The sequence below is a fragment of the Streptomyces sp. NPDC005151 genome (assembly GCF_053599875.1).
The window spans coordinates 139,659-161,954 of sequence record NZ_JBSFYR010000005.1 but is presented as its reverse complement, the minus strand read 5'-3'; the positions used below and the strand labels follow the sequence as shown (position 1 = coordinate 161,954).

The window sequence follows — 22,296 nt, the reverse complement described above, 5'->3', positions numbered from 1 at the left end:
ACGCTCCGTCCTGCGGCAGAAGCCACAAGACTGCCGCAGAACCATGATCCGCACACGGGCTGACGCACGTCACCCGGCCCCCGAATTAACCACCAAGATCGCCAGTGGCCGCGCAGGCTCAGGGCGATGTCCTGGGGTTTCGCCTGGCGTGCGGGTATGTCGGTGATGACGTAGACGGTCTCGCGGGTGCGCCTGCCCGTCGCGGTGTGTGTCCGGTGTCGGGTGACCCGGGCGACCTGGCGGGCATGGGGGAAGTCCAGGTGGGAGACGGTCAGTACCTGCACGACCCGGGTCTCCTTCCGGCCGTGGCCCTCGGTGCGGTCGTAGTAGTTCGCGGTGACCTTGTCCCAGGGCAGGCGGCGGCAACTGGCATACAGGGTGGGCTGGTTGAGCTTGACGGTGAGCAGGTAGTGGGCCTTCTTGTCCTGGACCAGGAACCGTGCGGTGTCGGTCTGGGTGTGCGGTGCGTCCGCGCTCACCCACGCGCCTTCGATGTCCAACGAGCCGAGCACCTCGCGCAGGCAGGGAATCTCGTTGGTCTTGTCGGGGATCCGTAACTGGGCGATGACCTGGTCGTCCTGGTCGATGACAGCCAGTAGATGAGCCGCGGTCCGGGTCCGGGTGCGCGAGCCCCGGGCACTCTTGCCGTCCGCCGCCAACCGCACAGGGCGGGCCCGCCTGTATCGGCGGGCCGCAGCAATACGGCCAGACCGTCGGGGTGCAGTTGCCCGATGACCCGGCGGACGGTGTCCATCGACGCGGCCGGCCGCACCCCCAGCGCGCCACGAACCGGGAAGCCGAGCCGGGCCAGGGCGTCCTGGGGTGCCCGCCGCAGCCAGTGCCCGACCGCCGCGTACGAACGCGCTCCGGCCGCCACCGCGCAGGCCGCCGCTCTCACCAGCGCGACCAGCGGATATCGCCGCCCGCGACGATCGCGCGGATCGACGCTCTCCGTCGCGTCATCACCCGCCAGGGCGACAGAACACGACAGCACGAGCGCGGGCATGGCAGACTCACGAATCACCGAAGCTCCGCTGTTGGCAAGGAACTTGAGACCTCTCTCACCTCAACGGAGCTTCGTCGTATCCGGTCACGCCCGCCGACCTGACGGACGATCTACCCCACAGACTGCCGCCCGCCACCAGCACGAGAACCCGGAACGGAGTCACGCCAGCCCCTGTGACCAGCCAACTTCAAGATGGCGCTCGCTCAGTGGTACTCCTTCTTGCGGTCTTGGTAAGTGGCGCTAGTTGCCTGCGGCTCGAGTGCTGCTGAACCGGTCTGGGCCGGCGTCAGGTGCCGCGAGGTCGCGGTGCCTACGCTCTGCCATGGCACGAACAGTCTGCGTGCCGTTCATCCAGTTCTTATGCGGTCATCGGGCGGCGACGGTCTCGGTATCCTCTGCCTCGTCCGAGGCAGCCGCGGGGGTGGCATTCTTCGGGCCGCGGAGGGCGATGTAGACGAGCAGCACGCCCAGGACGGCGACGCCTACCCACATGGCCTGCTGCCATCCGTCGACGTAGGACTGCTTTGCGGCGTGGACCAGGTCCTGCGCGTGTGAGCCCGCGCTGCCCGAGGCCTCGACGGCGTTGGCTATGCCTTCCCGTGCGGTGTCCGCGGTCCCCTGGGGGATGCCGTGCAGCCTGTCGTCGATGGCGTTGCGGTAGCCGGCCGTCAGGAGTGCGCCGAGCATGGCGACGCCGAGTGCGGTGCCGAATTCGCGGGTGACGTCGTTGAGGGCGGAGGCGACGCCTTGCTTCTCGCGCGGCAGGGAGCGGGTGATGGCCTCGGTGGAGGGCACCATGGACAGGCCCATGCCGATGCCCATGACAAGAATGCCGGGCAGGATCGACAGGTAGCCACCGTCGACGGAGACGAACAGGGCCATGAGCGCCAGGCTGACGCCGGTCAGCGCGATTCCCACGGTCATGGTCGGGCGGGAGCCGATCTGCGCGGCCAGCTTGGGGGCCAGGCCGGAGGCCATCATCATCGCGATCGCCAGGGGCATCAGCGCCGCCGCGGACAGCAGTCCCGACCAGCCGAGCACGGCCTGGAGGAACGGGAAGAGGACCACGGCGATACCCGCCTGGACACCGAAGACCACTACCAGCGTGATCGAGCCGCCGGCCAGGCCGCGCTCACGGAACAGACGTACGTCCAGCAGCGAGGCGTCCCGGCGGTGCAGCTCCCAGAACACGAAACCGGCCGTGGCGATGACGCCGACGGCGAGGCTGATCAGAGTCGCAGGTGCGGTCCAGCCGCGCTGCGGTCCCTCCTGCAGGACGAAGATGAGGCCGACCACGGCGACGATGGATACCAGTGCGCCGACGGTGTCGAAGGCGTGGGCGGAGCGCTCGCGGGAGTTGGGAACCGACTTCAGCGTCATGGCCAGGGCCATGACGACCAGGACTGCGGGCAGGACGAACAGCCAGCGCCAGTCGGCGACGTCGACGAGAAAGGCGGAGAGGAACATGCCCAGGACGCCGCCGCCTCCGGCGACGCCGGTCCACACGCCGATCGCCTTTCCGCGGTGCTCCTCGGGGAAGGTGGAGGTGATGACGGCCAGGGTGATGGGCATGATCATTGCTGCGCCGATACCGCTGGCCACGCGCGCGGCAAGCATCACCTCAGCGGTCGGGGCCAGGCCCGCCACAATGCTCGCGACGCCGAAGACGGCCAGCCCGGCGATCAGCATGGGCTTGCGGCCCAAGCGGTCACCGATCGCGCCGAGCGGCAGCAGCAGTGCGGACAGGGCGAGGGTGTAGATGTTGATGATCCACAGGACCGTGTTCTGCGAGGTGTCGAAGTCGACGGCCATGTGCGTCTGGGCGACGTTCAGCCCGGACACTGACGCGATGACGGCCATCAGCGCCATCGAGACGGCGATCAGGATCGCGCGCAGCTGACGCGCATCCGGCGCGCCCCCGCCGCTCCCGTCAGCGGGTGCCACCTGTGCAGGGTTCGTACTCATGGATTCCTCTCAAAAGGGCATGCAGAATCAGCGCTGGAGCAGGACCGGTCGCTGAGTGAATGGGAGGTGGGGTGCAGGCCAGGACGTCAGGTGGTGGTGGCGCCCTGTGTTGCGGCGAGGGCCGCGTCGGTGTCAGCGGTGGCCAGCAGTGCGTTGACGTGGGAGGCGGCCAGGGCGCCGGCCGCGGCGGAGGCGCCGACCTGGGCGGTCAGGTCGGTGGCGTTGCCGGCCACCCACACGCCCAGCACCTCGGTGGTGCCGGCCATGCCGGAGGCGAAGCGGCGCCCCATGCTGTCGGGCAGCTCCTCAATCGGCAGTTTCAGGCCGTCCAGACCCTCGGTGCGGGCCTGCATCTGGGTGGCGACCGCGAGGATGCGGCGGGCCACGAACGTGCCGTCGGCCAGGCGTACTCATGCGATGCCGCCGCCCTCGCTGTTCATGACTTCCTGCACCGAGCCGATGACGAGGACGCTGATCGTCAGACCAATCAGCGCCAACCAGCGATTTTTGACAGCCATAGGTAAATGGTAGCAGCTGTCACTTAAAAGTGGATGGGGATTGGATGGGACTCGCCATATGTTAGATAATGACGCGGACATGACATTGAATGCCCGACGCGCGCACGTTGGCCCGTGCTCACCGATTCACGACCGCTCGGAGCCCAGGCCCGGAAGCGGCCGAGGCGCGACGGCGTACGACTCCCCACCGAATCCCCCGCTCCACCGGGCGCAGGTCCGACAGCAGCCCCTCGATCAGGTCGGCGAACACCTCCCGCGGCTCCGGCCGCGCGAACAGATACCCCAACCGGCTCGTCAGGGCCGCCAATTCGTCAGCCCAGCCCTCGACTTGCTCCAGCGTCACGTCATCCAGCATGACCAGACAACGTCAGGAACGATCAGACGTCCTCACCGGTGCCCCGCCTCATGGGCTGGCCAACGCCACCGACGCAAAGCTGGACAACGCTGTCCTTCGCGACCTTCAGCTCGACCAGGTGATCGGCTGGCCCGTCACCGGGTAACCGACCAATGTCCGCGGCGCGTGGAATCGCCTCGAGCAATGAGGCCAACCCTTGGAATCGATCATCTAGTGTCCTGCACCGGGAATTCGTTGAATAAGTAGACTGCTTCCATGGCGAAGATGGGGCGGCCGATGGCCGAGTTGGTGTTGTCCGAGGAGGAACGGGCCACGTTGGTGCGCTGGTCGCGGCGGGCGAAGTCTTCGCAGGCGCTGGCTCAGCGGTGCCGGATCGTGCTGGGGTGCGCGGACGGCAAGACGAACCGGCAGGTTGCCGACGAGCTCGGTATCTGGCCGCAGACGGTTGGCAAGTGGCGGCGGCGGTTCCTGGAAGTGCGGATGGAGGGGCTGGTGGACGAGCCCCGGCCCGGCGGTCCGAGGAAGATCACCGATGAGCGGGTCGAGGAGGTTGTCGTCGCCACGCTGGAGCGGTCCCCGAAGGACGCCACCCACTGGTCGAGGGCTTCGATGGCGGCCGAGAGCGGACTGTCGAAGTCCACGGTCGGCCGGATCTGGAAGGCGTTCGGCCTCAAGCCGCACCAGGTCGACACGTTCAAGCTGTCCAACGACCCGCAGTTCATCGACAAGGTCCGCGACGTGGTCGGCCTCTACCTCGACCCACCCGAGCGCGCCCTGGTGCTGTGCGTGGATGAGAAGTCCCAGATCCAGGCACTGGACCGGTCCGCCCCGGTGCTGCCGATGATGCCGGGCATGCCGGAACGCCGCACCCACGACTACATCCGTCACGGCGTTACCACCCTGTTCGCCGCCCTGGACGTGGCCACCGGCGAGATCATCGGCTCCATCCACCGCCGCCACCGGACCGTCGAGTTCAAAAAGTTCCTCACCAAGCTCGACAAGGAGATCCCTGCCGGCCTGGACGTCCACCTGATCTGTGACAACTACAGCACCCACAAGTCGCCGGCAGTCAGGAAGTGGCTTCAGGACCACCCCCGCTTCCACATGCACTTCACCCCCACCTATTCCTCCTGGCTCAACCAGGTCGAGCGGTGGTTCGGACTCCTGACGGACAAACAGATACGGCGCGGCACCCACAAGTCCCTCCAGGCGCTGGAGAAGGACATCCGAAACTGGATCAAGAACTGGAACGAGAACCCCCGCCCCTTCGCCTGGACGAAGAGCGCCGACGAGATCCTCGAACGCCTCGCCTCATATCTTGATCGAATTCCCGGCGCAGGACACTAGTCGTTCTGTCCATGGAGGCTGGTGACGGGGTTCACGGCTGAGCACACCCGTCGAGACGCACACGTTCTCCGGGCACGGAACGGGAACATGAGAGTCGTCGTTCCATGAATTCCTGAGCCCGGCATCGGCGGTCGGAACCCACCCGTCGCGGACCCGCCGATCGAGGCGGTCGACCGGCCGCTGGTGCGCCGGGCCCACCGCGCACACGCCGACGGGTGCACCCGTGACCACGACAGCGGCCCTCGCAAAATCCACCTGCCCCTGCCACCCACGTCGCCTATTGTCAACGTGATTCCTGGCGGAAGCCTCGACTCGGCCAGGACGAGGACCATGACGTGGAGGATGATTGTGCGCTACCGCGAGCTGGGGCGAAGTGGACTGTCCGTGTCCGAGATCGGTTATGGCGCGTGGGGCATCGGTGAGTCCAGCTGGGTGGGTGCCACGGAGAACGAGTCCGTACGGGCCCTGCACCGTGCCATCGACCTTGGTGTGAACTTCATCGATACCGCCCGCGGCTACGGCGAGAGTGAGCGGATCGTCGGCCGGGTCGTCCGCGAGCGGGCCGGCGACGAGGTACGCGTCGCGACCAAAGTGCCGCCGAAGAACGGCACATGGCCGGCGCCCGACGGCCTTGACCCGGCCGAGGCGTTCCCGGGCAAGCACATCCGCGCAAGCCTGGAGACGAGTCTGCGCACCAGCGGCCTGGATCACTTCGACGTATTGCAGTTCCATGTGTGGAGCGACGACTGGGTCGGCCGTGGCGACTGGCTGGAGACGATCGCCGCACTGAAGCAGGAGGGCAAGATCCGCCTGTTCGGCGTCTCCATCAACGACCACCAGCCCGACAGCGCACTCGCACTCGTACGCAGCGGCGCCGTGGACAGCGTGCAGGTCATCTACAACGTCTTCGACCAGGCACCCGCCGACGCGCTGTTCCCGGCCTGTGAGGAACACGGCGTCGGTGTCATCGTGCGGGTGGCGCTGGACGAGGGCGGCCTCACCGGTCGGATCACCGCGGGCACCGCGTTCCCCGAGGGTGACTGGCGCAACCGCTACTTCCGCGATGACCGCCCGGCACAGGTCGAACAGCGGGTGGCCGCGATCGTCGCCGACCTCGCTATCGCCCCCGATGAGATCGCCGAGACCGCGTTGCGGTTCGTACTGAGTTCGCCGGCGGTTTCCACCGTCATCCCCGGCATGCGCACCGTACGCAACGTCGAGCGCAACACGGCCCTGAGCGACGGGTGTCCGCTCACTGCCGACCAACTCGCGGTGCTGGCCAAGCACCGGTGGCAGCGCAACTTCTACTCCTGATCCGCGGGCGGGCGTCGCCCGCCCTGGCATGCCCCGGCATGCGAACCGGCCCGCGGAAGAGATTCCACGGGCCGGTTCGTTCACACCCTGCCGAAGCGGTCCAGTGGAAGGCAGGTGCACGGCCGCCTTTCCTCAGAGCTGTCCCGTAATCCGTGACGGGCGCACGACGACAGCTACGGCACCTCGCCGCGCTGTCGGAACACCCGACACATGCGGAGCTGCAGCGATTCCGGGCACGTGCACCCGCGGCCGGACATCGGCCAGGGTGCCGAGGTCAGCGGCATGCCGGTTTCCGGCCCTGCGGGTGAGGTGCGGTGTTGCGCAGCCGTCGCCTCGGCCGGTGCATCGGCAGACCCATGGGGACCGCCGACGCAGCCGGCTCAGGCATCGTGGGGCATGTGCCCGGAAGAGGCCCGCCCTTCGACGGCGTCCAACGCCGGGGCGATCACCTTGAAGGCCCGGTCGGTCAGCTCAGCGGGATCCTCGGCACCCTCGCTGCTGCTCCACCGTTGCAGCACGGCCCCGAAGGCGGTCAGCGCCATCCCGGCGGCCAGCTGCGGGTACAGATCGGTGTCGGGGTCGAGCTCCAGGCGGCGTGCCAACTCCGCCGTCAGGTCGTCGCGCCACTGCGCCTGGCGCTCCAGAAAGCGTGCGTGGAGGGCGGGGGTACGCAGAATCAGCTGCACCACTCGCAGGGCCCTGTCGGATGGGTCGCCGCAGGCAGCCATGGAGACCCAGACGGCGTGCTGCAGCGCCACGGAGGGCCGTTCCTCGACGGGGCGGGCCGCCAACTCCGCGTGCATGCCGATGCCCATGTCGGCCAGAAACTGGACAACCACGTCCTCCTTGGACGCGAAGTACCGGAAGAAGGTGCGCTTGGACACTCCGGCCGTGGCCACGATCTCGTCGATGGTGACCGCGTCGAACCCCTTCAGCGCCAGCAGCTGCAGCGCCGCTTCGGTCAGCTCGTTGGAGACGAGCTGACGTTTGCGCTGGGCCAGGCTGATTTCGGGGTGGGAACTCACAGGTCAATCGTAGCGCCATGCCGCGCGTGACACTCAGGAGCATCTTGACACTAAGTGCCACGCACGGCAACGTATGCCATATGACAGGAGCAGCGCTGGACTGTCGAGCAGATCCCGGACCAGACCAAGCGGGTGTTCGTCGTCACCGGAGCCAACAGCGGCCTCGGTCTGGCGACCACCCGAGCGCTCGCCCGCCAGGGCGGGCACGTGATCCTTGCGGTGCGCGACGAGGGAAAAGGTCACCTTCCTGGCCGAGCTGCGCGGCGGACCGACGCGGGTGCAGATGTCCCCCGCGGCGGCCGACACCGAGACCGGCCGCCGCCTGTGGGAGCTGTCGGAACACTTGACCGACGTGCAGTTCGTGTTTCCGACTCCTGACTGATCAGTTGGGGTGCTCACCCCGGCCCGTACGAGGAGCGGCGGCGCAGGGGCACAGCTCAGCGGTGACGGTGCCGGGCTTGCGCCGTCGACTTCGCGTACGAGGACGTTCCGCTCATCGAGGTATTCGCTGGAGGTGCTGTCGAAAAACCGGTCCCGGGTCGCTACACGCCGGAACGGTTCGGCCCTCGTCCTCTGCGCATGCCGGTCGCCGACCGCGTACGGGTGTCCTTCGCCTGCGTGGATCTCCGTGCCCGCTGCAGAGCCTGATGGACCGACCAGACGACGGACACCAGCGGAACAATCACCACCGCTCCCAGCACCCCCGCCGCGATCGCGCCACCGATCACCGAGAGTGCGACCACGACTGGATGCAGGCGGACTGCCCAGCTCATCACGATCGGGTGCAGCAGGTGCCCCTCGATCTGGCCGATGATGACGATCAGCGCGATGACAACGACCGCTACGAGCGGGCCCTTTGACGCCAGAGCCACGACGGCAGCCACTCCGAGGGCGATGGGTGAGCCGATCAGTGGGACGAAGGCGGCGAAGAACTCCAGCAGCGCCAGCGGAAACGCCAGCGGCACTCCGAGTACGAAGAGGGCAAGTCCCACGAGTACGGAGTTGGTAGTGGCCACCACGACGATGCCGTGGGTGTACCCGGTGAACGTCCGCCACGCCGCTCGGCCCGCGATCTCCATTCGCTCCCGCGCCGTCGCCGGAAACTGTTCGCACAACCAGTCCCACTGCCGGTCGCCCGAGTGGATGAAGAAGACCGAGCAGAACAGCGCGAGAGCGAACACGGTCATCACTTCCACCAGTCGGCCCACGCCACTGAGCGCCGTACTGATCAGGGTGGACCGATGGCTGGACAGGTACTGTCCGATCCGGACCTGCAAGTCGCTCAGTGCCCCGGGGTTCAACCGGAACGGCGGCTCCTCCAGCCACCGCTCGATCCTGGCAAGGCCGTCGCTGAACTGCCGCTCCAGCCCGGCACGTTCTCCGGCGACCGCCTCGCCGACCAGGGACAGCAAGCCGAGGACCAGGACGATACTGCCGAGGAGCGTCACTGCCACCGCGAGTGGTCGCGGCATCACACGAGCCAGGAGGTCAGCCGCCGGGCGCAACAACGCGGTGACGACCAGGCCGAGGAAGACTGCTACCGCAACCTCGTGGAACCGTCCCAGCACGGAAAAGACGGCGTAGACAACAGCTCCCACGACGAGCATCCGCCAGGCGTAGGCAGCGGCCGTCCGCAGCGCGGGGGGCACATGCAGTTCCTGCGTCGGCTCGGCCGCTGCGCGCTGCGAGCCCAGGTCCCGGGGCGCGGGACCTCTGATGCCACGCATCGCCTGGCGCGACGCTGCACGGATCGGGTATCTCCGCCTTCCAGGCCGGGAGCCGGGGTCCGGGTTGTCGGGCTGGAGATGCGATCGCCTGGGCATTCCTTGCTGGTACCAGACAGCGCCGCATCCCCCCGGCTCTCGCGGCTGCACACTCGCGAAGTCACCCAACAGGCGCAGTCGCTGGTTCCCGGCGGAGATCGCCGGCTGATTGCCCGCAAGGATGGCCACTGGTCGGCAGCAGCCCGGCTGACCACGGCCTCGTCGGCAGGTGCCATGCGGGCACCTGCCGACGAAGGGGTGCTTGCCCGCGTCAGGGTGTGACGAGGACCTTCAGCGCCTCGCGCCGGTCCATTGCCCGGTAGCCCTCGGGCACCTCGTCCAGGGAGGCGGTGCGGTCGAAGACGCGGCCGGGCTCGACCGTGCCGTCCAGAACATCGGGCAGCAGCTCGTCGATGCAGGCGCGCACCGGGGCCGGGCCGCCGGTGAGGGTGATCCCCCGACGACCCGCGGCCGACCGCCCTCGTCGGTGAACTGTCCGTCCAGGAGCCGCACTTCCACCCGCGGTGGGCCTCCCACCACGCCGCCGTCATGAACCTGGTCCGCATCCGGGGTGCTCCCTTGCGCATTCCGCCGGGTGGAGCAATCGACTGGTTCGGTGCCGGATGCCGACCAAGACTGGTCCCGTCAGGGCCGTCCGGTTTCCGGCCTGCCCTTGAGGGAACCGACCCATCGAGCTTGAGGGAGCGCCCGTGGGCCTCACGATTCCGCGAGCCGGTCAGGGCAAGCGGCTGTTCCTCGTCCTCGCGAGCTGCACGCTCGTACCGCGGAGCGCTCCCGGCGCGCTGCCGGCATCCGGGCAAGCAGCGGCGTACGCCAGGCCCGGAGTCGGTGGCATGCAGCCGGCGGAAGCGAGATGAAGCCGTGCCCAGGTCCGCGCACACCCGGTTGATCGTGCTGCGGCACGCCAAGTCGGCCTGGCCGGAGGGTGTACCCGACGATGAGCGTCCGCTCGCCGGGCGAGGCCGCCGGGACGCCGCGGCGGCCGGGCGGTGGCTGCGCGAGGCTCGGTGTGTGGCCGATCTGGTCATCTGCTCTACCTCCAGGCGTACTCGTGAGACGTGGGAGCTTGTCGCGGCGGAACTCGGTGCGGCACCGAAGGTGGTCTTCGAGCCGCGGGTCTACGAGGCAACCGCCTCCGCCCTGCTCGATGTGGTGCGTGCGGTCCCGGAGCGACGGCGGACCGTGCTGCTGATCGGCCATCAGCCAGGCGTGCAGGACCTGGTCCTGTCCCTGGCCGGAGAAGGTGACGACCAGGCACTCGCACGGGTCCACGGAAAGTTCCCGACCTCGGCCCTCGCCGTGCTCCTGTTCCCGGGCCCGTGGGCCCGGCTCGGACCCGGCACCGCGGCACTCACCGCCTTCGCGATTCCCCGCGGCCTGACCGTCAGGCGTTGAGCACCCTCGCCCCCAGCAGGCCGAACACCAGCGCTCCGACGACGATCCGGTCGTTGACTAGGTCCTGTCCTGCCGATCTTCGTGGGCCCGGAACGCCTGGCACGGCACCTCGCTGCGTTGTCTTCAGTCGCCCAAGTACGTCCAGTACGAGGACGATCCTCCGCCTTGCGATGCACCGCACCAGACGCCCCGGGCTGATCCACGAAGATCGACAGGACAGGACCTAGGGCATGGGAGGAGCGCTGGGCAACGAACCTCAACAGCCAGGCGGTCGAGGCGTATGCGACAACGGAGCCCGGTCGGCCCGCCTCGGCCTCACGCGGCCGGCCGGGGTGTGGCCACCCGGCGGAGAGGCTGAGGCGCAGCCCGCCCCTCCGCACCGTCTGCCGTTACCCGGGTGCCCTGGGCATCCCTGCCTGCGCGCTTGCCGGGTTCACCTGACGCACGCGTCCTGCTCACCAATTGGGTGAGTGTGAGCTGCCTGGCCATGACCCCTCGGGCCGGCCGACGCCGACGGGGCTGGTGACGGGGCGTGTGGCAGCCCTCCGCCGGGGCGGGCACGTACATCTGCTGCCGTCGGCCGGTGTCGCGGGCGAGAGCGTCGCGGAGCAGGGGCAGGTGCGCGCTCACCGCTGCGAGGCAGTCGTGTTCGTCCCGGCAGGCGGGGCAGGTCGTCAGGTGGGCGCGGACCTGAGTGGTTTCGTCGGCGGCGAGGGCATTGAGTGCGTATCCGGCCAGCAGCTCACGGATCGTGCTGCATTCCTGGGGTGCGGTGAACATGGCGGGTGTCCTCTCGGTGCGGGGGGCCACGCGGTCGGTGCGGCCATGGGGTTCAGGCGCGGGCGTCATCCTGGTCCTGCTCGGTGACGTCCACGGCGGACGTGGTCCGTTCGGCGGTGCTGTCCTGATAGGTGTGGGTCGCCTTCGATCGGCGGGGCCTCCGCTCTGCGGGCCGGCCCGGCGCCGGGAGTGGAAGACTGCGGCTGCGAACAGCAGCGGGAAGATCCAGGAGGTTCAGCCGTGGATCGGGGATGCGGTGGGCGGGCGGCGCAGCGAATGGTGCGCGGTGCCGTGGGCGCCGAGGCCGCCGATGTGTCGCCCTGTGTTCGGGTGCGCCCGCCGCCGGGGCCGCGGCCCGAAAGAGCGGTGATGGGCGTGCCCCGCGCCATCCGCCCCCGGTGTGTCGGTCTGCTCCGGACGGGGCGTGCGGTCGGCGAATCCGGCGGGACGAACCTGTGGCGCTGTTGTGCGGCTTCGTCCTCCGCCGGTCAGGCGTCGCGTCGCTTGAGGAGCCAGGCCGCGAGACCCAGGAGGACGGCTGCGTATCCGGCGAACAGTGACAGACCTGTCCAGGGGGCCATCGCGGGATCGGGGACGACGGAGAGCACGGCTTGTCCGGCGTTGCTGGGCAGGTAGGGGTCGATGTGCTGAGCCCAGTCGGCCGGAAGCAGAGCGCCCAGTCCGGGCAGGACGAGCAGGATGCCCACCAGCGTGGCGATGGCTCCCGCAGAGCTGCGGATGATGGCGCCCAGGGCGACGCCGAACAGTCCGACGACAGTGAGGTAGAGGGCGGTACCGAAAACCACACGGGTGACGCCGGGGTCGGAGAGATGCGTGGCCAGGTGAGCGGAGGACAGGACAGCCTGGCCACCGAAGAAGGCGGCGAAAGAGGCTGCGGTCATCAGGACGAGGACGACGCCGGTGAAGACGGCGGCCTTGGCCACCAGCATGGGAAGCCGCCTGGGGACGGCCGTGAGTGTGGCGTGGATCATTCCGGTGGAGTACTCACCCGTGAACACCATGACGCCGAGGACACCGATGGCCAACTGTGCGGGCCGGTACATGCCCAGACTGACCTCGGCTCCGTTGAAGTGCGCCAGTTCCCGCGCGTCGAGGTGGCCTGCCCGCAGGTGACTGACCAGCATGCCCAACCCGACCATCGCTACCACGGCGGTCAGCAAGGTGATCGACGTGGAGCGCACGGTGCGCAGCTTGATCCATTCGGACTTGAGGACCCGCCGCAGGGTCACCTTGCCGGGGCGCACTGTCGAGCCGAGCGGGCACGTAAGGATCGTGGTCACGATGCGCCCCTTACTCCGACCGGCTCGTCGGTGCTGTTGGCGCGGTACTCGACCGCGTCCCGGGTCAGTTCCATGAATGCCTCCTCCAGAGAGATCCTCTGGGGGGAGAGTTCGAGCAGGGTAAGCCCGTTCCCGGCGGCGACCGAGCCGATGTGGTCACTCGTCAGGCCGACTACCTCCAAGGTGTAGGGCGCGCAGGAGGTCAGGGTGACGTCCGGACCGGCCAGCAGACGTTTCAAGCGGCCGATTTCCGGGCAGCGCACGCGCACCACGGTGTGGGCCGCGCCGCGGGTGAATTCCTCGACCGAGATGTCGGCGATGAGCCGGCCGCGGCCGATGACGACGAGATGTTCGGCGGTGAGCGCCATCTCGCTCATCAAATGCGACGAGACGAACACCGTGCGCCCCTCCCCCGCCAGGCTCTTGAGGAGATTCCGGATCCACCGGATGCCCTCCGGGTCGAGGCCGTTGACCGGCTCGTCGAGGATGACCGTGGCAGGGTCGCCGAGAAGCGCGCTGGCGATGCCGAGGCGCTGGCCCATGCCCAGGGAGAACCCGCCGGCCCGCTTGTTGGCGACCTCGCGCAGGCCTACGAGGTCGATGACCTCGTTCACGCGCCGGCGGGGGATGCCAGTGGTGGCGGCCAGGGCCAGCAGGTGGTGGTAAGCGGTGCGGCCGGTGTGGATGGCGCGGGCCTCCAGCATCGCCCCGACCTCACGCAAGGGCGCTTCGTGCATTGCGTAGGGGAGGCCGTTGACGGTGACATGCCCTGCGGTGGGGGCGTCCAGGCCGAGGATGAGCCGCATGGTGGTGGATTTGCCGGCCCCGTTGGGACCGAGGAACCCCGTCACGATGCCGGGGCGGACCGTGAAGGACAAATCCTCGACGGCCGTTCGGTCGCCGTACCTCTTGGTCAGGCAGTGGGCTTCGATCATTGCGAAACCTCCGTTCACCACCTCACTTTCGCCCGGGGACGGCCCCTTGCGCATCGTCCCCGTGCAGCGATTCCGGGGTACCACGTCCGTGGTAGGGAGTCCGCCGGCCTACAGCAGGAACGGAACGCGGCACGTACCTGTGCCGGCGATTACGCAGATGTTGCCGGGCGACTCGGCTCCATCGCCGGGCTGACCAGGCCGCTCTGGTAGGCGATGACCACGAGCTGGGCCCGGTCACGAGCCGCCAGCTTGGTCATGGCCCGGTTGACGTGGGTTTTGGCGGTCAGCGGGCTGATGAACAGGCGATCGGCGATCTCTTCGTTCGACAGGCCCAGCGCGACGAGCCCCAGGACATCGCGTTCCCGTGGTGTCAGGCACTCCAGCCGCTCGTGCATGGCTGCCGGGCACGCTTCCGGCTGCGTCAGGAATCGCGTGATCAGCGCTCGGGCGGCAGACGGGCACAGCAGCGCTTCCCCGGCGGCGACCGTGCGTACGGCCTCGAGAAGCTCCTCGGGCCGCGCGCCCTTGCCGAGAAAGCCGCTCGCACCCGCGCGCAGCGCCTCAGCGACGTACTCGTCCTCTTCGAAGGTGGTCAGAATGAGGACCTTCACCCCTGCGAGGTCCTCCGACTCGCCGATCAGCCGCGTCGCGGCGAGGCCGTCCATCTCGGGCATGCGGATGTCCATCAGGAGCACATCCGGGTGCTGCGCATGGGCCAGCTCCACTGCCTCGCGGCCGTTGGATGCCTCGCCAACGGTCTCCATGTCGTCCGCAGAATCGAACAGCATCCTGAAGGTGCCCCTCAGCAGGGCCTGGTCATCGGCGAGCAGTACGCGGATCGTCATACCCATCTCTCCTCGGCGGTCCGTTCGTTGCCGGACCGCCCGTGGCCGTTGCGGCTCGCAGGGGCAGATCGGCAGTCACAGCGAAGCCGCCCTGCGGGCGGGCTCCCGCGTACAGCGTGCCCCCGACGATGGCAGCCCGCTCGCGCATCCCGATCAGTCCGTGCCCCGTTCCCTGGGTCGGCTGGTGGTGCGGTCCGACGCGTCCGTCGTCCTCGACGGTGATCGTCAGCCATTCGGGGCGGTAATGCAGGAACAATCGGGCGTGGTCCGCGCCGGCGTGCTTGTGCACATTGGTCAGCGCCTCCTGCACGATGCGGTACGCGGCCAGGTCGACCGCCGGCGCCAGAGGTTCACTGATACCGCGCTGACTGTGCCTGACAGCCAGGCCGGCGCCTTCGAACGACGCCAGCAGGGCCGGTAGGTGCGTCAGACCCGGCATCGGATCGCGCGGCGCCGCCGGATCACCCGACTGCCGTAGCAGGCCTACGGTCACGCGAAGTTCATCCAGCGCCGACCGGCTGGTGTCCCGGATGTTCTCCAGCGCGGCGAGTGTCTGCTCCGGCTGCCGCTCCGCAAGATGGACGGCGACGCCTGCCTGAGCGTTGATCAAGGCGATGTGGTGCGCGACGACGTCGTGCAGCTCGCGCGCGATCCGGACGCGCTCGGCCGCCACCCGCTGCTGTGCCTCCTGCTCACGGGTTCGCTCCGCGTTCTCCGCCCGTTCCTCCACGGCTGCCACATAGGCACGGCGTGACCGCACCGCGTCCCCGATAGCGGCCGACAGAGCCGTCCACGCCAGCATCACCGCCTTCTCCGGCTCCAGCCACGATCCCGGGGCGAACGCCACGGCCGCCCCCACCAGGACGGCGGCCGTGACCGACGTTGTGGTCCAGGTGGTGCGCCGGTCGGTCCGCACCGCCACGGTGTAGACGGACACGTCGACCGGGCTTGCCACCAGCGGGCTCTCCCGGAATCCGAGCACCTGAAAGAGCACTCCGCAGCCGACCGCGACAGCCAGTACGCCGAATGGGTGACGGCGTCGCCACATCAACGCCGAGCAGCCGACCGCCGCCAGCACCACGCCCTGCCACCGGAACTCGATCCGGTGCTCGTCCGGCACAACAGCAGAAGCCACAACCGACAGCGCGAACAGCACGGCCGACATCAGCGCGTCCACCACGCCGGGCCGGGCTCGTGCTTCCCGCCTCCAACCGTTGATCACTGCCATCCCACCACCGTAAGGGCGGTGACCGGGCCAGGCATCGTGTCGGTTCGGCAGGGCGGTCCCCGGGCACGGCGCCGTGACCGGGTTGCGTGAGGGCTTGAAGGCCGGGCCGGCGGCCTCCATCGGGGTCGCCACGCCGGTACGCTCCGGCCAGCGGCACAGGCTGCGGGCTTTCCCTTGGGCCGTCCCGGCGCGGCCCGTCCTGTTTGCTTTTCCCGACGACGGAACCGCGGACCACGACGCCGCCTGCCCCCTGACTGGCGAGCGCCATGCCAGGGGCCGGTGAGAGGGCAGCGCCCCGTGCCGGTTCGAGTCCGGCCCCGGGGCGCGCCTGTCGTTTCTGACGGTTATGGGACAGGTTGTTGCTGCGTGACGCAGTGGATGCCGCCGCCTCCGGTGCCGAGGCGGTCGATGTTGAGCTGTTCGATGACTCGGTCGGGGTAAAGCCGGGCCAGGGTCGCCTTCGCTGCGGCGTCTGCCTGGGTGTCACCGAAGTGGGCGCAGATGACAGCGCCGTTGCACAGGTAGAAGTTGGCGTAGGAGGCGAGGAAGTCCCGGTTGGTGGAGCGGATCTTGTTGTAGTCCGGGCCCTGGAGCTGCATCACGTCCATCGGCCGGTCGGTGGCTGTCGTCGATTCGCGCAGGATGTGGTACTGCTGACGCGCGTCCCGGGCATAGGCGTCGTTGTCGGACGCCGGCGGCATCTGGACAAGTGCTTCCCCGGGGGAGAGGAAGCGCGACGTGGCGTCGACGTGGTCGTCCGTGATGTCCTGACCGTAGACGCCGTCGAACCAGATGACCTTGGAGGCGCCGTACGCTGCGCACATCGCGGTCTCGAGCCGGCTCTGCGACATTCCGGGGTTGCGGTTGCGGTTGATCAGGCTGCTGCGGGTCGCCATGAGGGTGCCGGTGCCGTCCTGTTCGACAGCACCGCCCTCGCCGACCAGATCGGCGTGGGTGAACGGTACACCGACGTAGGTGGCGATCCGCTCGGCGACGAGTGCGTCCCTGGCGTGGTTCTGCTTGTTGCCCCAACCGTTGAAGTTCAGGCCGATCGCGTCCAGGCCGCCGGCGCCGTCGGTGCGGAAAACCGGGCCCGTGTCACGCATCCAGCAGTCATCGACCGGGATGGAGCTGATGACCGTGACCGAGGATCCGGACATCGACTGCGCCCTGGCGGCGCTCGCGGAGTTGGCGCACATGATGACGGGTTCGTATGTGGCGATGGTCCGGGCGATCAGTGCGATGTCCGCCTGGACTCCGCTGAGCGCGCGACCCCAGATGGCGGTGCTGTCCGGCCAGGCCATCCAGGTGCGAGTGTGGCGGACGTCCTCGACCGGGACGATGAAGGAGTCTGCCGGGGCTGTGGTCCGTCTCGGTCGGGACGCGGCCCCAGCCCGTCCCTGGGCTGCCGCCGCCAGGGCCGCTCCCATTGCGGTCAGTCCTGCGGCTGCCAGGAAACTGCGCCTGCCCGGGCCCGATCCGGAGGGTCGGCCCGCTGCGTGATCGTTCACTAGTGCCTCCTGTTGCGACTGTTCGCGGAGTCTCCGGAGTTGGGTGGAAAGCCTTACGTGGCCGATCCGGTGACGGTCTGTCACAGGGCCCGTCGGGCTGCTGCGATCCGTTCCGGGTCCCAGCCGGGATGGGGCACGGACTCAAGGAGGAGCCGGGTGTAGGGGTGCTGGGGCGCGGCGAGCACCTCGGCAGTGGCGCCTGCCTCAACGACACTGCCGTGGCGCATGACGATGACGTCGTCGGTGACACATCGGACCACGCCGAGGTCGTGTGTGATGAACAGGTAGCCGATCGACGTCTGTTGCCGGATGTCGGCCAGCAGGTTGAGGATCTGTGCCTGCACCGACACGTCGAGTGCGGCAACCGCTTCGTCCAGGACGAGAACGGCTGGCTCCACGGCGAGGGCCCGCGCGATGGCCACGCGCTGGCGCTGGCCGCCCGACAGCTGCCGGGGCAGCGCGTCGGCGGCGCGTGTTCCGAGGCCCACCTGGTCGAGGAGTTCGCGCACACGCCGGGCGTGGTTCATGTCGGGGAAGTGCAGGCGCAGGGTCTCGCGCAGGACCGCCTCGACGCTCGTCCTCGGATCGAGGGAGAGGTAGGGGTCCTGGAAGACCATCTGGACCTCGCGGGCACGGGCGAGACGCTGTGCGCGGCCCCGTGCGCCACGGGGCCGGGATCGGCCCCGTACGAGGACCTCACCGGCGTCGGCTTGCTCCAGGCCCACGACGATCCGGGCGGTGGTGGTCTTGCCGGAGCCGGATTCGCCGACGATGCCGAGGGAACCGCCCACCGGCAGGGTGAAGGAAACACCGTCCACGGCGCGTACTGTTCCGAAGGTGCGTCTCAGGTCCACGGCCTGCAGTTCGTGCTCAGACATCGACGGCGCTCCTGTCGAGCCGGTCGCTGTGGTGGCAGGCGGCCTGGTGTCCGGGCTGCCCCGGGACGGGCTGGGGTACGGGGGCCTGCTGGCCGCAGACCTCGGTGGCGAGCGGGCAGCGGGCGGCGAAGGAGCAGCCGGTCAGAACCGTGCGCAGGTCGGGGGGCTGGCCGTCGATGGCGGCGAGTCTGCCGCCGGGAGTCGTGAGACGGGGCGTGGAGGCGAGCAAGGCCGCCGTATAGGGGTGGCGCGGGTGCGTGAAGAGGTTTTCCGCGGGGCCGCTCTCGGCGATCCGCCCTGCGTACATGACGTAGACGCGGTCACTGATGGCGGCGGCGAGGTCGAGATCGTGGGTGACGAACAGCAGTCCGGTGCCGAAGCGTTCGCGGAGTTCGGCGAGGAGGGCCACGACCTCGGCCTGCGTGGTGACGTCCAGGGCGGTGGTGGGCTCATCGGCGAGCAGGAGGGCGGGGTCACCCATGAGGGCGGCTGCGATCATGACGCGCTGCAGCATGCCGCCGGAGACCTGGCTGGGGTACTTGTGCAGGGCGGAGGCGTCCAGCCCGACCGCCCGGAGCAGCTCGGTGGCCCGGGCGGTCGCGTCCGTCCGGTTCATGATCCGGGTGCGGCGGACGCTTTCGGTGAGGAAGTCACCGATGCGGCGCAGCGGGTTGATGGCGGCGCGCGGATCCTGGAAGATCATGGCCACTGTGCCGGTGCGCAGGGCGCGCAGCTGATCGGTATGCATGGTGAGCACGTCATGGCCGTTGACGCGGACGGCGCCCTCGGCGGTGGCGCCGGGCGGTAGCAGGCGTAGTGCGCTGCGGGAGGTGAGGGTCTTCCCGGAGCCGGACTCACCGACGAGGGCGACGGTCTCGCCGGCGGCGACGGTGAGGTCGACACCGTCGAGGACCGGGCGGGCGGTGCCGGGCAGGGTGATCCGCAGCCCCTGGATGTCGAGTGTGTTCATCGCTCTCTCCTGGCGACGCGGTCGGCCCAGCGTTCGCCGACCACGTTGAAGGCGACCACGTTCAGCACGATGAGGACAGAGGGCAGGATCGCGGACAGCGGGTAGCCGTACTGGATGGCGGTCTGTCCGTCGAAGACCATGCGGCCCCAGTCGGGGGTGAGCGCGGGCACGCCGAGTCCGAGGAAGGAGAGGCCGGCGAGGTCCATGAGGGCGTAGCCGAAGTTGATGGTGGACTGGGCGAGGGCGACGGGCGCGATGTTGGGCAGGATGTGGCGCAGGCAGATCTGAATCGGCGCATGGCCCTGGACCTGATAGGCACTGACGTAAGGGCGTTCGCGTTCGGCCAGGACCAGGGAGCGGGTCAGGCGGCTGACGTAGGGGAGGTAGGCGATGGCCAGCGCGATGACCGGGGCGAGCAGCCCCTCGCCGTAGACGGAGATGATCAGAATGGCCAGCAGCATTCCGGGGAAGGCGAAGACCAGTTCCGTGCTGCGGGAGAGGGCGGAGTCGATCCACCCGCCTTTCCAGGCCGCGGCCGTACCGATGGCCACGCCCGCGACGGTGGAGAACGCGACTACCCCGAGAGGGCCCAGCAGCGAGGTGCGGGCTCCGAGAAGCAGACGGGAGAGGGTGTCACGGCCGGCTGCGTCCACGCCGAGGGGATGCCCGGCGGAGGGTCCGGCGAGTGCGTTGCCCAGGTCGATGTTGTTGGGGTCGTAGGGCACCGCCCAGGGGGCGAGCAACGCAGCTGCGACGACGAGGGCGGCGAAGCCCAGGCAGATCAGGTAGAGCGGTGACCGGGCGGAGCGGATCCTGGAGAGGCCGGGCCGGCGGGTGAGGACGGCGGTCATGCGGAGGACCTCCTCGATCCGAGGGTGATCCGCGGGTCGACCAGGGGCAGCAGCAGGTCGACGATGAGGTTCACGATCATGAACAGGGCGACGATGATCAGGGAGATGGCCTGGACGGTGGGGAAGTCCTTGGTGGTGGTGGACAGTTCGAGGAGCTGGCCGATGCCGCCGATGCTGAAGGCACTCTCCACCAGGATCGTGCAGACCAGGAGCGTCGAGACGATCAGTCCGCCGGTGGTCAGGACGGTGCCCATCGAGTTGCGGAACACATGACGGCTGATCACCTGGCGTTCGGGGACACCGCGGCTGCGAGCCACGGTGACGTGCTCACTTCCGAGGGCTTCGAGCATGGCGGAGCGGGTGACCCGGGCGAGCATGCCGATCAGGTAGAGCGCGAGCGCGATTGCCGGGAGAGTCAGGTGCCAGACCATGTCACCGAAGCCCTCGCCCGCGCCACTGCTCGGGAACCAGCCGAGGCCGACGGCGAACAGGCCCTGGAGCAGGACGGCCGCGACGAATGACGGGGTGCCGACGGCGAGCGTAGTGGTGACCAGAATCGCGGAGTCGGTGGCGCCGCCGCGCACGGCGGCGAGCCGGCCGAGCAGTAGGCCGACGACCACGACCACGACCAGCGCCATCGCGATCAGCAGCAGGGTGGTGGGAAGGCGGTCGGCCAGGAGGCGGGACACGTCGGTGCGGTAGGTGATCGAGCGCCCGAAGTCGCCATGCATCACGTCGCCGAGCCACTGGAGGTACCGGATGACGAACGGGTCGTCCAGGTGGTACTGGGCGTTGATCGCGGCGAGCGCCTCCGGCGAGGCCGGGCGGCCCGACAGCAGGAAACTCGCCGGGCTGCCCGGCGCAAGGTACATCGCACCGAAGACCACGAACGACGCACCGAGCAGAGTGGCGGCCATCTCCGCCATCCGCCGCATCGCAAATCTGACGAAGTTCACGTCGCGGCCCCCACATCGGCGGCCCACGGGTAGTACATGTACGAGATGGTCGTGGGAGCGCCTGTGATCCTCTTGTTGAGGAACACCGCTGTGGGCCACTCTGCGACCGGAATCCACAGCAGCTGCTCGGCGGCGTGCTTCTGGAGCTCGGCCTCCACCTGCAGCCGCCGGTCCGGGTGGTAGACGGTGGTGGCCCGGTCGACCAGCTCGTCGTACGTCTTGTCGCTGAAGCCGGCGAAGTTCAGGTAGGCACCGGTCTTGAAGTTCGTCAGCAGGTCCAGCGGGTCGGTGATCGAGTCGTAGTAGGTGAGCGGGAACATGTCGATGCCCTCGCGCGCCTTGGGATCGGTGAACAGCGCGGTGAACGCGTTCGGTGCGATGGTCTTGAGCTGGATTCTCAGGCCGATCCGGGTGCCGGCTGCCTGGACCGCGGTGGCCAGGAGGGAGACGTCCTGGCCGATGGAGCTGGTGGCGACGGTCAGGGTCTTGCCGGTGGCGCCGGCCTCCTTGATCAGCGCCTTGGCCTTCTCGATGTCCTGGGTGGCCGGCGGCAGGCCGTCGAAAGCGGCCTTCCTGGTCTGTTCCGAGGATTCCGCCCAGGCGGCACGGGTGGTGAGCGAGTTGGTGACGGTGCCGGCGCCGCCGAGGCCGGCCTTGACGAACCCGGACCGGTCGAGGGCCAGGGACAGTGCGCGGCGTACGCGGATGTCGCCGAGCGGGCCCTGCATGTCGGTGATGTTGACGTTGACGGTGCTGAGGCCCTCGCCGAAGTACAGGGTGCCCGCGCCGCTGTTGCGCAGCCGGGCGTAGCTCTCGGTGGGGATCAGATATCCGCCGTCGGCTTCCCCGCTGAGCAGGGCGTTGGTACGGGCGGAGGGGGCGGTCAGGAAGCGGAACACTGCTTTGCCGGACTTGGCCTTGGTACCCCAGTAGCCGTCGAAGCGATCCAGTTCGATCGACTGGCCCTTGCTCCAGGTGCCCAGCTCGAACGGACCGGTGCAGGCGAGGCCGCCGGATGTGCCGTAGTTCCTGCCCGCTGCCTCGACACCGGCCTTGGAGGCCACCACGCCCGCGGCGGTCGCCATGTACTGGGGGAACTGGGAGTCGGCTTTCTGATCCCACGCCCCGCCGTACGGGGCGGCTGTGGCCACGACGCGACGTCGCCCACCGGTCCCCGCGATCAGCCTGCCGCTGGGGCAGAGCCGGGAGGATCTGCTGCTCCAGGTGGCCGCCCAGCTGGAGCAGGCCGTCTCCTGGAGGGAGCGCCGGCCACCGGTCTACGCGGACTGAGCCCGCCGCCGCTCCCGGGGCCGTGCTCCCGCGGACGGCAGG

Annotated in this window: 21 protein-coding genes and 4 pseudogenes; 6 read left to right on the top strand and 19 right to left on the bottom strand. The window is 69.0% G+C overall.

What is annotated here, in order from left to right; all coding sequences use genetic code 11:
• The 5 genes and pseudogenes from ACWD6R_RS05220 to ACWD6R_RS05200 all read right to left on the bottom strand — a co-directional run.
• Positions 1–665 (bottom strand): ISAs1 family transposase (locus tag ACWD6R_RS05220; RefSeq protein ID WP_451817461.1); only part of this gene is annotated, 665 nt, incomplete at its 3' end.
• Between the two features lie 50 nt (positions 666–715).
• Positions 716–1,006, bottom strand: a pseudogene (locus ACWD6R_RS05215) (transposase family protein); the annotation flags it as partial.
• Between the two features lie 366 nt (positions 1,007–1,372).
• Positions 1,373–2,971: an MFS transporter gene (locus ACWD6R_RS05210; RefSeq protein WP_451817460.1), complete on the bottom strand. Its 1,599-nt coding sequence runs from the start codon at positions 2,969–2,971 to the stop codon at positions 1,373–1,375.
• Positions 2,972–3,057: 86 nt separating this feature from the next.
• Positions 3,058–3,408, bottom strand: a pseudogene (locus ACWD6R_RS05205) (NAD(P)/FAD-dependent oxidoreductase); the annotation flags it as partial.
• Positions 3,409–3,607: 199 nt separating this feature from the next.
• Entirely contained in the window at positions 3,608–3,844 is a 237-nt protein-coding gene (locus ACWD6R_RS05200; protein WP_451817459.1) for a hypothetical protein, read from the bottom strand.
• Between ACWD6R_RS05200 and ACWD6R_RS05195 the strand changes: the two genes are divergently transcribed.
• The 3 genes from ACWD6R_RS05195 to ACWD6R_RS05185 all read left to right on the top strand — a co-directional run bounded on the left by ACWD6R_RS05195 (position 3,843) and on the right by ACWD6R_RS05185 (position 6,505).
• A complete protein-coding gene (locus ACWD6R_RS05195; protein WP_451817458.1) occupies positions 3,843–3,989 on the top strand; it encodes a hypothetical protein in 147 nt (48 codons plus the stop codon). The two genes, ACWD6R_RS05200 and ACWD6R_RS05195, sit on opposite strands and share 2 nt — an antisense overlap.
• A gap of 119 nt (positions 3,990–4,108) precedes the next feature.
• Positions 4,109–5,191 (top strand): IS630 family transposase, encoded by a 1,083-nt coding sequence (locus ACWD6R_RS05190; protein ID WP_451817469.1) that lies wholly within the window; start codon positions 4,109–4,111, stop codon positions 5,189–5,191.
• Between the two features lie 348 nt (positions 5,192–5,539).
• Positions 5,540–6,505, top strand: a complete 966-nt coding sequence (locus ACWD6R_RS05185) for an aldo/keto reductase (protein WP_451817468.1) — start codon at positions 5,540–5,542, stop codon at positions 6,503–6,505.
• 380 nt (positions 6,506–6,885) lie between these two features.
• Here the strand turns inward: ACWD6R_RS05185 and ACWD6R_RS05180 are convergent, their stop codons facing one another.
• The gene (locus ACWD6R_RS05180; protein ID WP_451817457.1) at positions 6,886–7,530 is read right to left on the bottom strand and encodes a TetR family transcriptional regulator; all 645 of its coding nucleotides are present in this window, start codon (positions 7,528–7,530) and stop codon (positions 6,886–6,888) included.
• A gap of 111 nt (positions 7,531–7,641) precedes the next feature.
• On the opposite strand from ACWD6R_RS05180, the pseudogene ACWD6R_RS05175 reads away from it, so the two are divergent.
• Positions 7,642–7,809: pseudogene (locus ACWD6R_RS05175) on the top strand (SDR family NAD(P)-dependent oxidoreductase); the annotation flags it as partial.
• A 263-nt stretch (positions 7,810–8,072) separates the two neighbouring features.
• On the opposite strand, the gene ACWD6R_RS05170 reads toward ACWD6R_RS05175, so the two are convergent.
• Both ACWD6R_RS05170 and ACWD6R_RS05165 read right to left on the bottom strand, forming a co-directional pair.
• The gene (locus tag ACWD6R_RS05170) at positions 8,073–9,257 is read right to left on the bottom strand and encodes an AI-2E family transporter (RefSeq protein WP_451817456.1); all 1,185 of its coding nucleotides are present in this window, start codon (positions 9,255–9,257) and stop codon (positions 8,073–8,075) included.
• 307 nt (positions 9,258–9,564) lie between these two features.
• Positions 9,565–9,747 (bottom strand): annotated as a pseudogene (locus ACWD6R_RS05165) (IMP dehydrogenase); the annotation flags it as partial.
• Between the two features lie 428 nt (positions 9,748–10,175).
• Between ACWD6R_RS05165 and ACWD6R_RS05160 the strand changes: the two are divergent.
• A complete protein-coding gene (locus tag ACWD6R_RS05160) occupies positions 10,176–10,709 on the top strand; it encodes a SixA phosphatase family protein (protein ID WP_451817455.1) in 534 nt (177 codons plus the stop codon).
• A 315-nt stretch (positions 10,710–11,024) separates the two neighbouring features.
• Here ACWD6R_RS05160 and ACWD6R_RS05155 read toward each other — a convergent pair whose 3' ends face one another.
• From ACWD6R_RS05155 to ACWD6R_RS05105, 11 genes are all read right to left on the bottom strand, one after another.
• Positions 11,025–11,489, bottom strand: a complete 465-nt coding sequence (locus tag ACWD6R_RS05155) for a zf-HC2 domain-containing protein (protein ID WP_451817454.1) — start codon at positions 11,487–11,489, stop codon at positions 11,025–11,027.
• Between the two features lie 488 nt (positions 11,490–11,977).
• Positions 11,978–12,790, bottom strand: a complete 813-nt coding sequence (locus tag ACWD6R_RS05150) for an ABC transporter permease (RefSeq protein ID WP_451817453.1) — start codon at positions 12,788–12,790, stop codon at positions 11,978–11,980.
• Complete coding sequence (locus tag ACWD6R_RS05145; protein ID WP_451817452.1) at positions 12,787–13,725, bottom strand: ATP-binding cassette domain-containing protein; 939 nt, start codon at positions 13,723–13,725, stop codon at positions 12,787–12,789. Before ACWD6R_RS05145 ends, ACWD6R_RS05150 begins: the two co-directional genes overlap by 4 nt.
• Positions 13,726–13,874: 149 nt before the next feature.
• Complete coding sequence (locus ACWD6R_RS05140) at positions 13,875–14,570, bottom strand: response regulator (protein WP_451817451.1); 696 nt, start codon at positions 14,568–14,570, stop codon at positions 13,875–13,877.
• Positions 14,542–15,798, bottom strand: a complete 1,257-nt coding sequence (locus ACWD6R_RS05135; protein WP_451817450.1) for a sensor histidine kinase — start codon at positions 15,796–15,798, stop codon at positions 14,542–14,544. Before ACWD6R_RS05135 ends, ACWD6R_RS05140 begins: the two co-directional genes overlap by 29 nt.
• A gap of 344 nt (positions 15,799–16,142) precedes the next feature.
• Positions 16,143–17,228: an agmatine deiminase family protein gene (locus ACWD6R_RS05130; protein WP_451817467.1), complete on the bottom strand. Its 1,086-nt coding sequence runs from the start codon at positions 17,226–17,228 to the stop codon at positions 16,143–16,145.
• Between the two features lie 161 nt (positions 17,229–17,389).
• The gene (locus tag ACWD6R_RS05125; RefSeq protein WP_451817449.1) at positions 17,390–18,187 is read right to left on the bottom strand and encodes an ABC transporter ATP-binding protein; all 798 of its coding nucleotides are present in this window, start codon (positions 18,185–18,187) and stop codon (positions 17,390–17,392) included.
• Positions 18,180–19,157 (bottom strand): ABC transporter ATP-binding protein, encoded by a 978-nt coding sequence (locus ACWD6R_RS05120; protein ID WP_451817448.1) that lies wholly within the window; start codon positions 19,155–19,157, stop codon positions 18,180–18,182. Before ACWD6R_RS05120 ends, ACWD6R_RS05125 begins: the two co-directional genes overlap by 8 nt.
• Complete coding sequence (locus tag ACWD6R_RS05115) at positions 19,154–20,008, bottom strand: ABC transporter permease (protein WP_451817447.1); 855 nt, start codon at positions 20,006–20,008, stop codon at positions 19,154–19,156. Before ACWD6R_RS05115 ends, ACWD6R_RS05120 begins: the two co-directional genes overlap by 4 nt.
• Positions 20,005–20,964 (bottom strand): ABC transporter permease, encoded by a 960-nt coding sequence (locus ACWD6R_RS05110; protein ID WP_451817446.1) that lies wholly within the window; start codon positions 20,962–20,964, stop codon positions 20,005–20,007. The genes ACWD6R_RS05115 and ACWD6R_RS05110 overlap by 4 nt, the downstream gene beginning before the upstream one ends.
• The gene (locus ACWD6R_RS05105; RefSeq protein WP_451817445.1) at positions 20,961–22,115 is read right to left on the bottom strand and encodes an ABC transporter substrate-binding protein; all 1,155 of its coding nucleotides are present in this window, start codon (positions 22,113–22,115) and stop codon (positions 20,961–20,963) included. The genes ACWD6R_RS05110 and ACWD6R_RS05105 overlap by 4 nt, the downstream gene beginning before the upstream one ends.
• On the opposite strand from ACWD6R_RS05105, the gene ACWD6R_RS05100 reads away from it, so the two are divergent.
• The gene (locus tag ACWD6R_RS05100) at positions 22,108–22,254 is read left to right on the top strand and encodes a hypothetical protein (protein ID WP_451817471.1); all 147 of its coding nucleotides are present in this window, start codon (positions 22,108–22,110) and stop codon (positions 22,252–22,254) included. The two genes, ACWD6R_RS05105 and ACWD6R_RS05100, sit on opposite strands and share 8 nt — an antisense overlap.
• Positions 22,255–22,296: the final 42 nt, after the last annotated feature.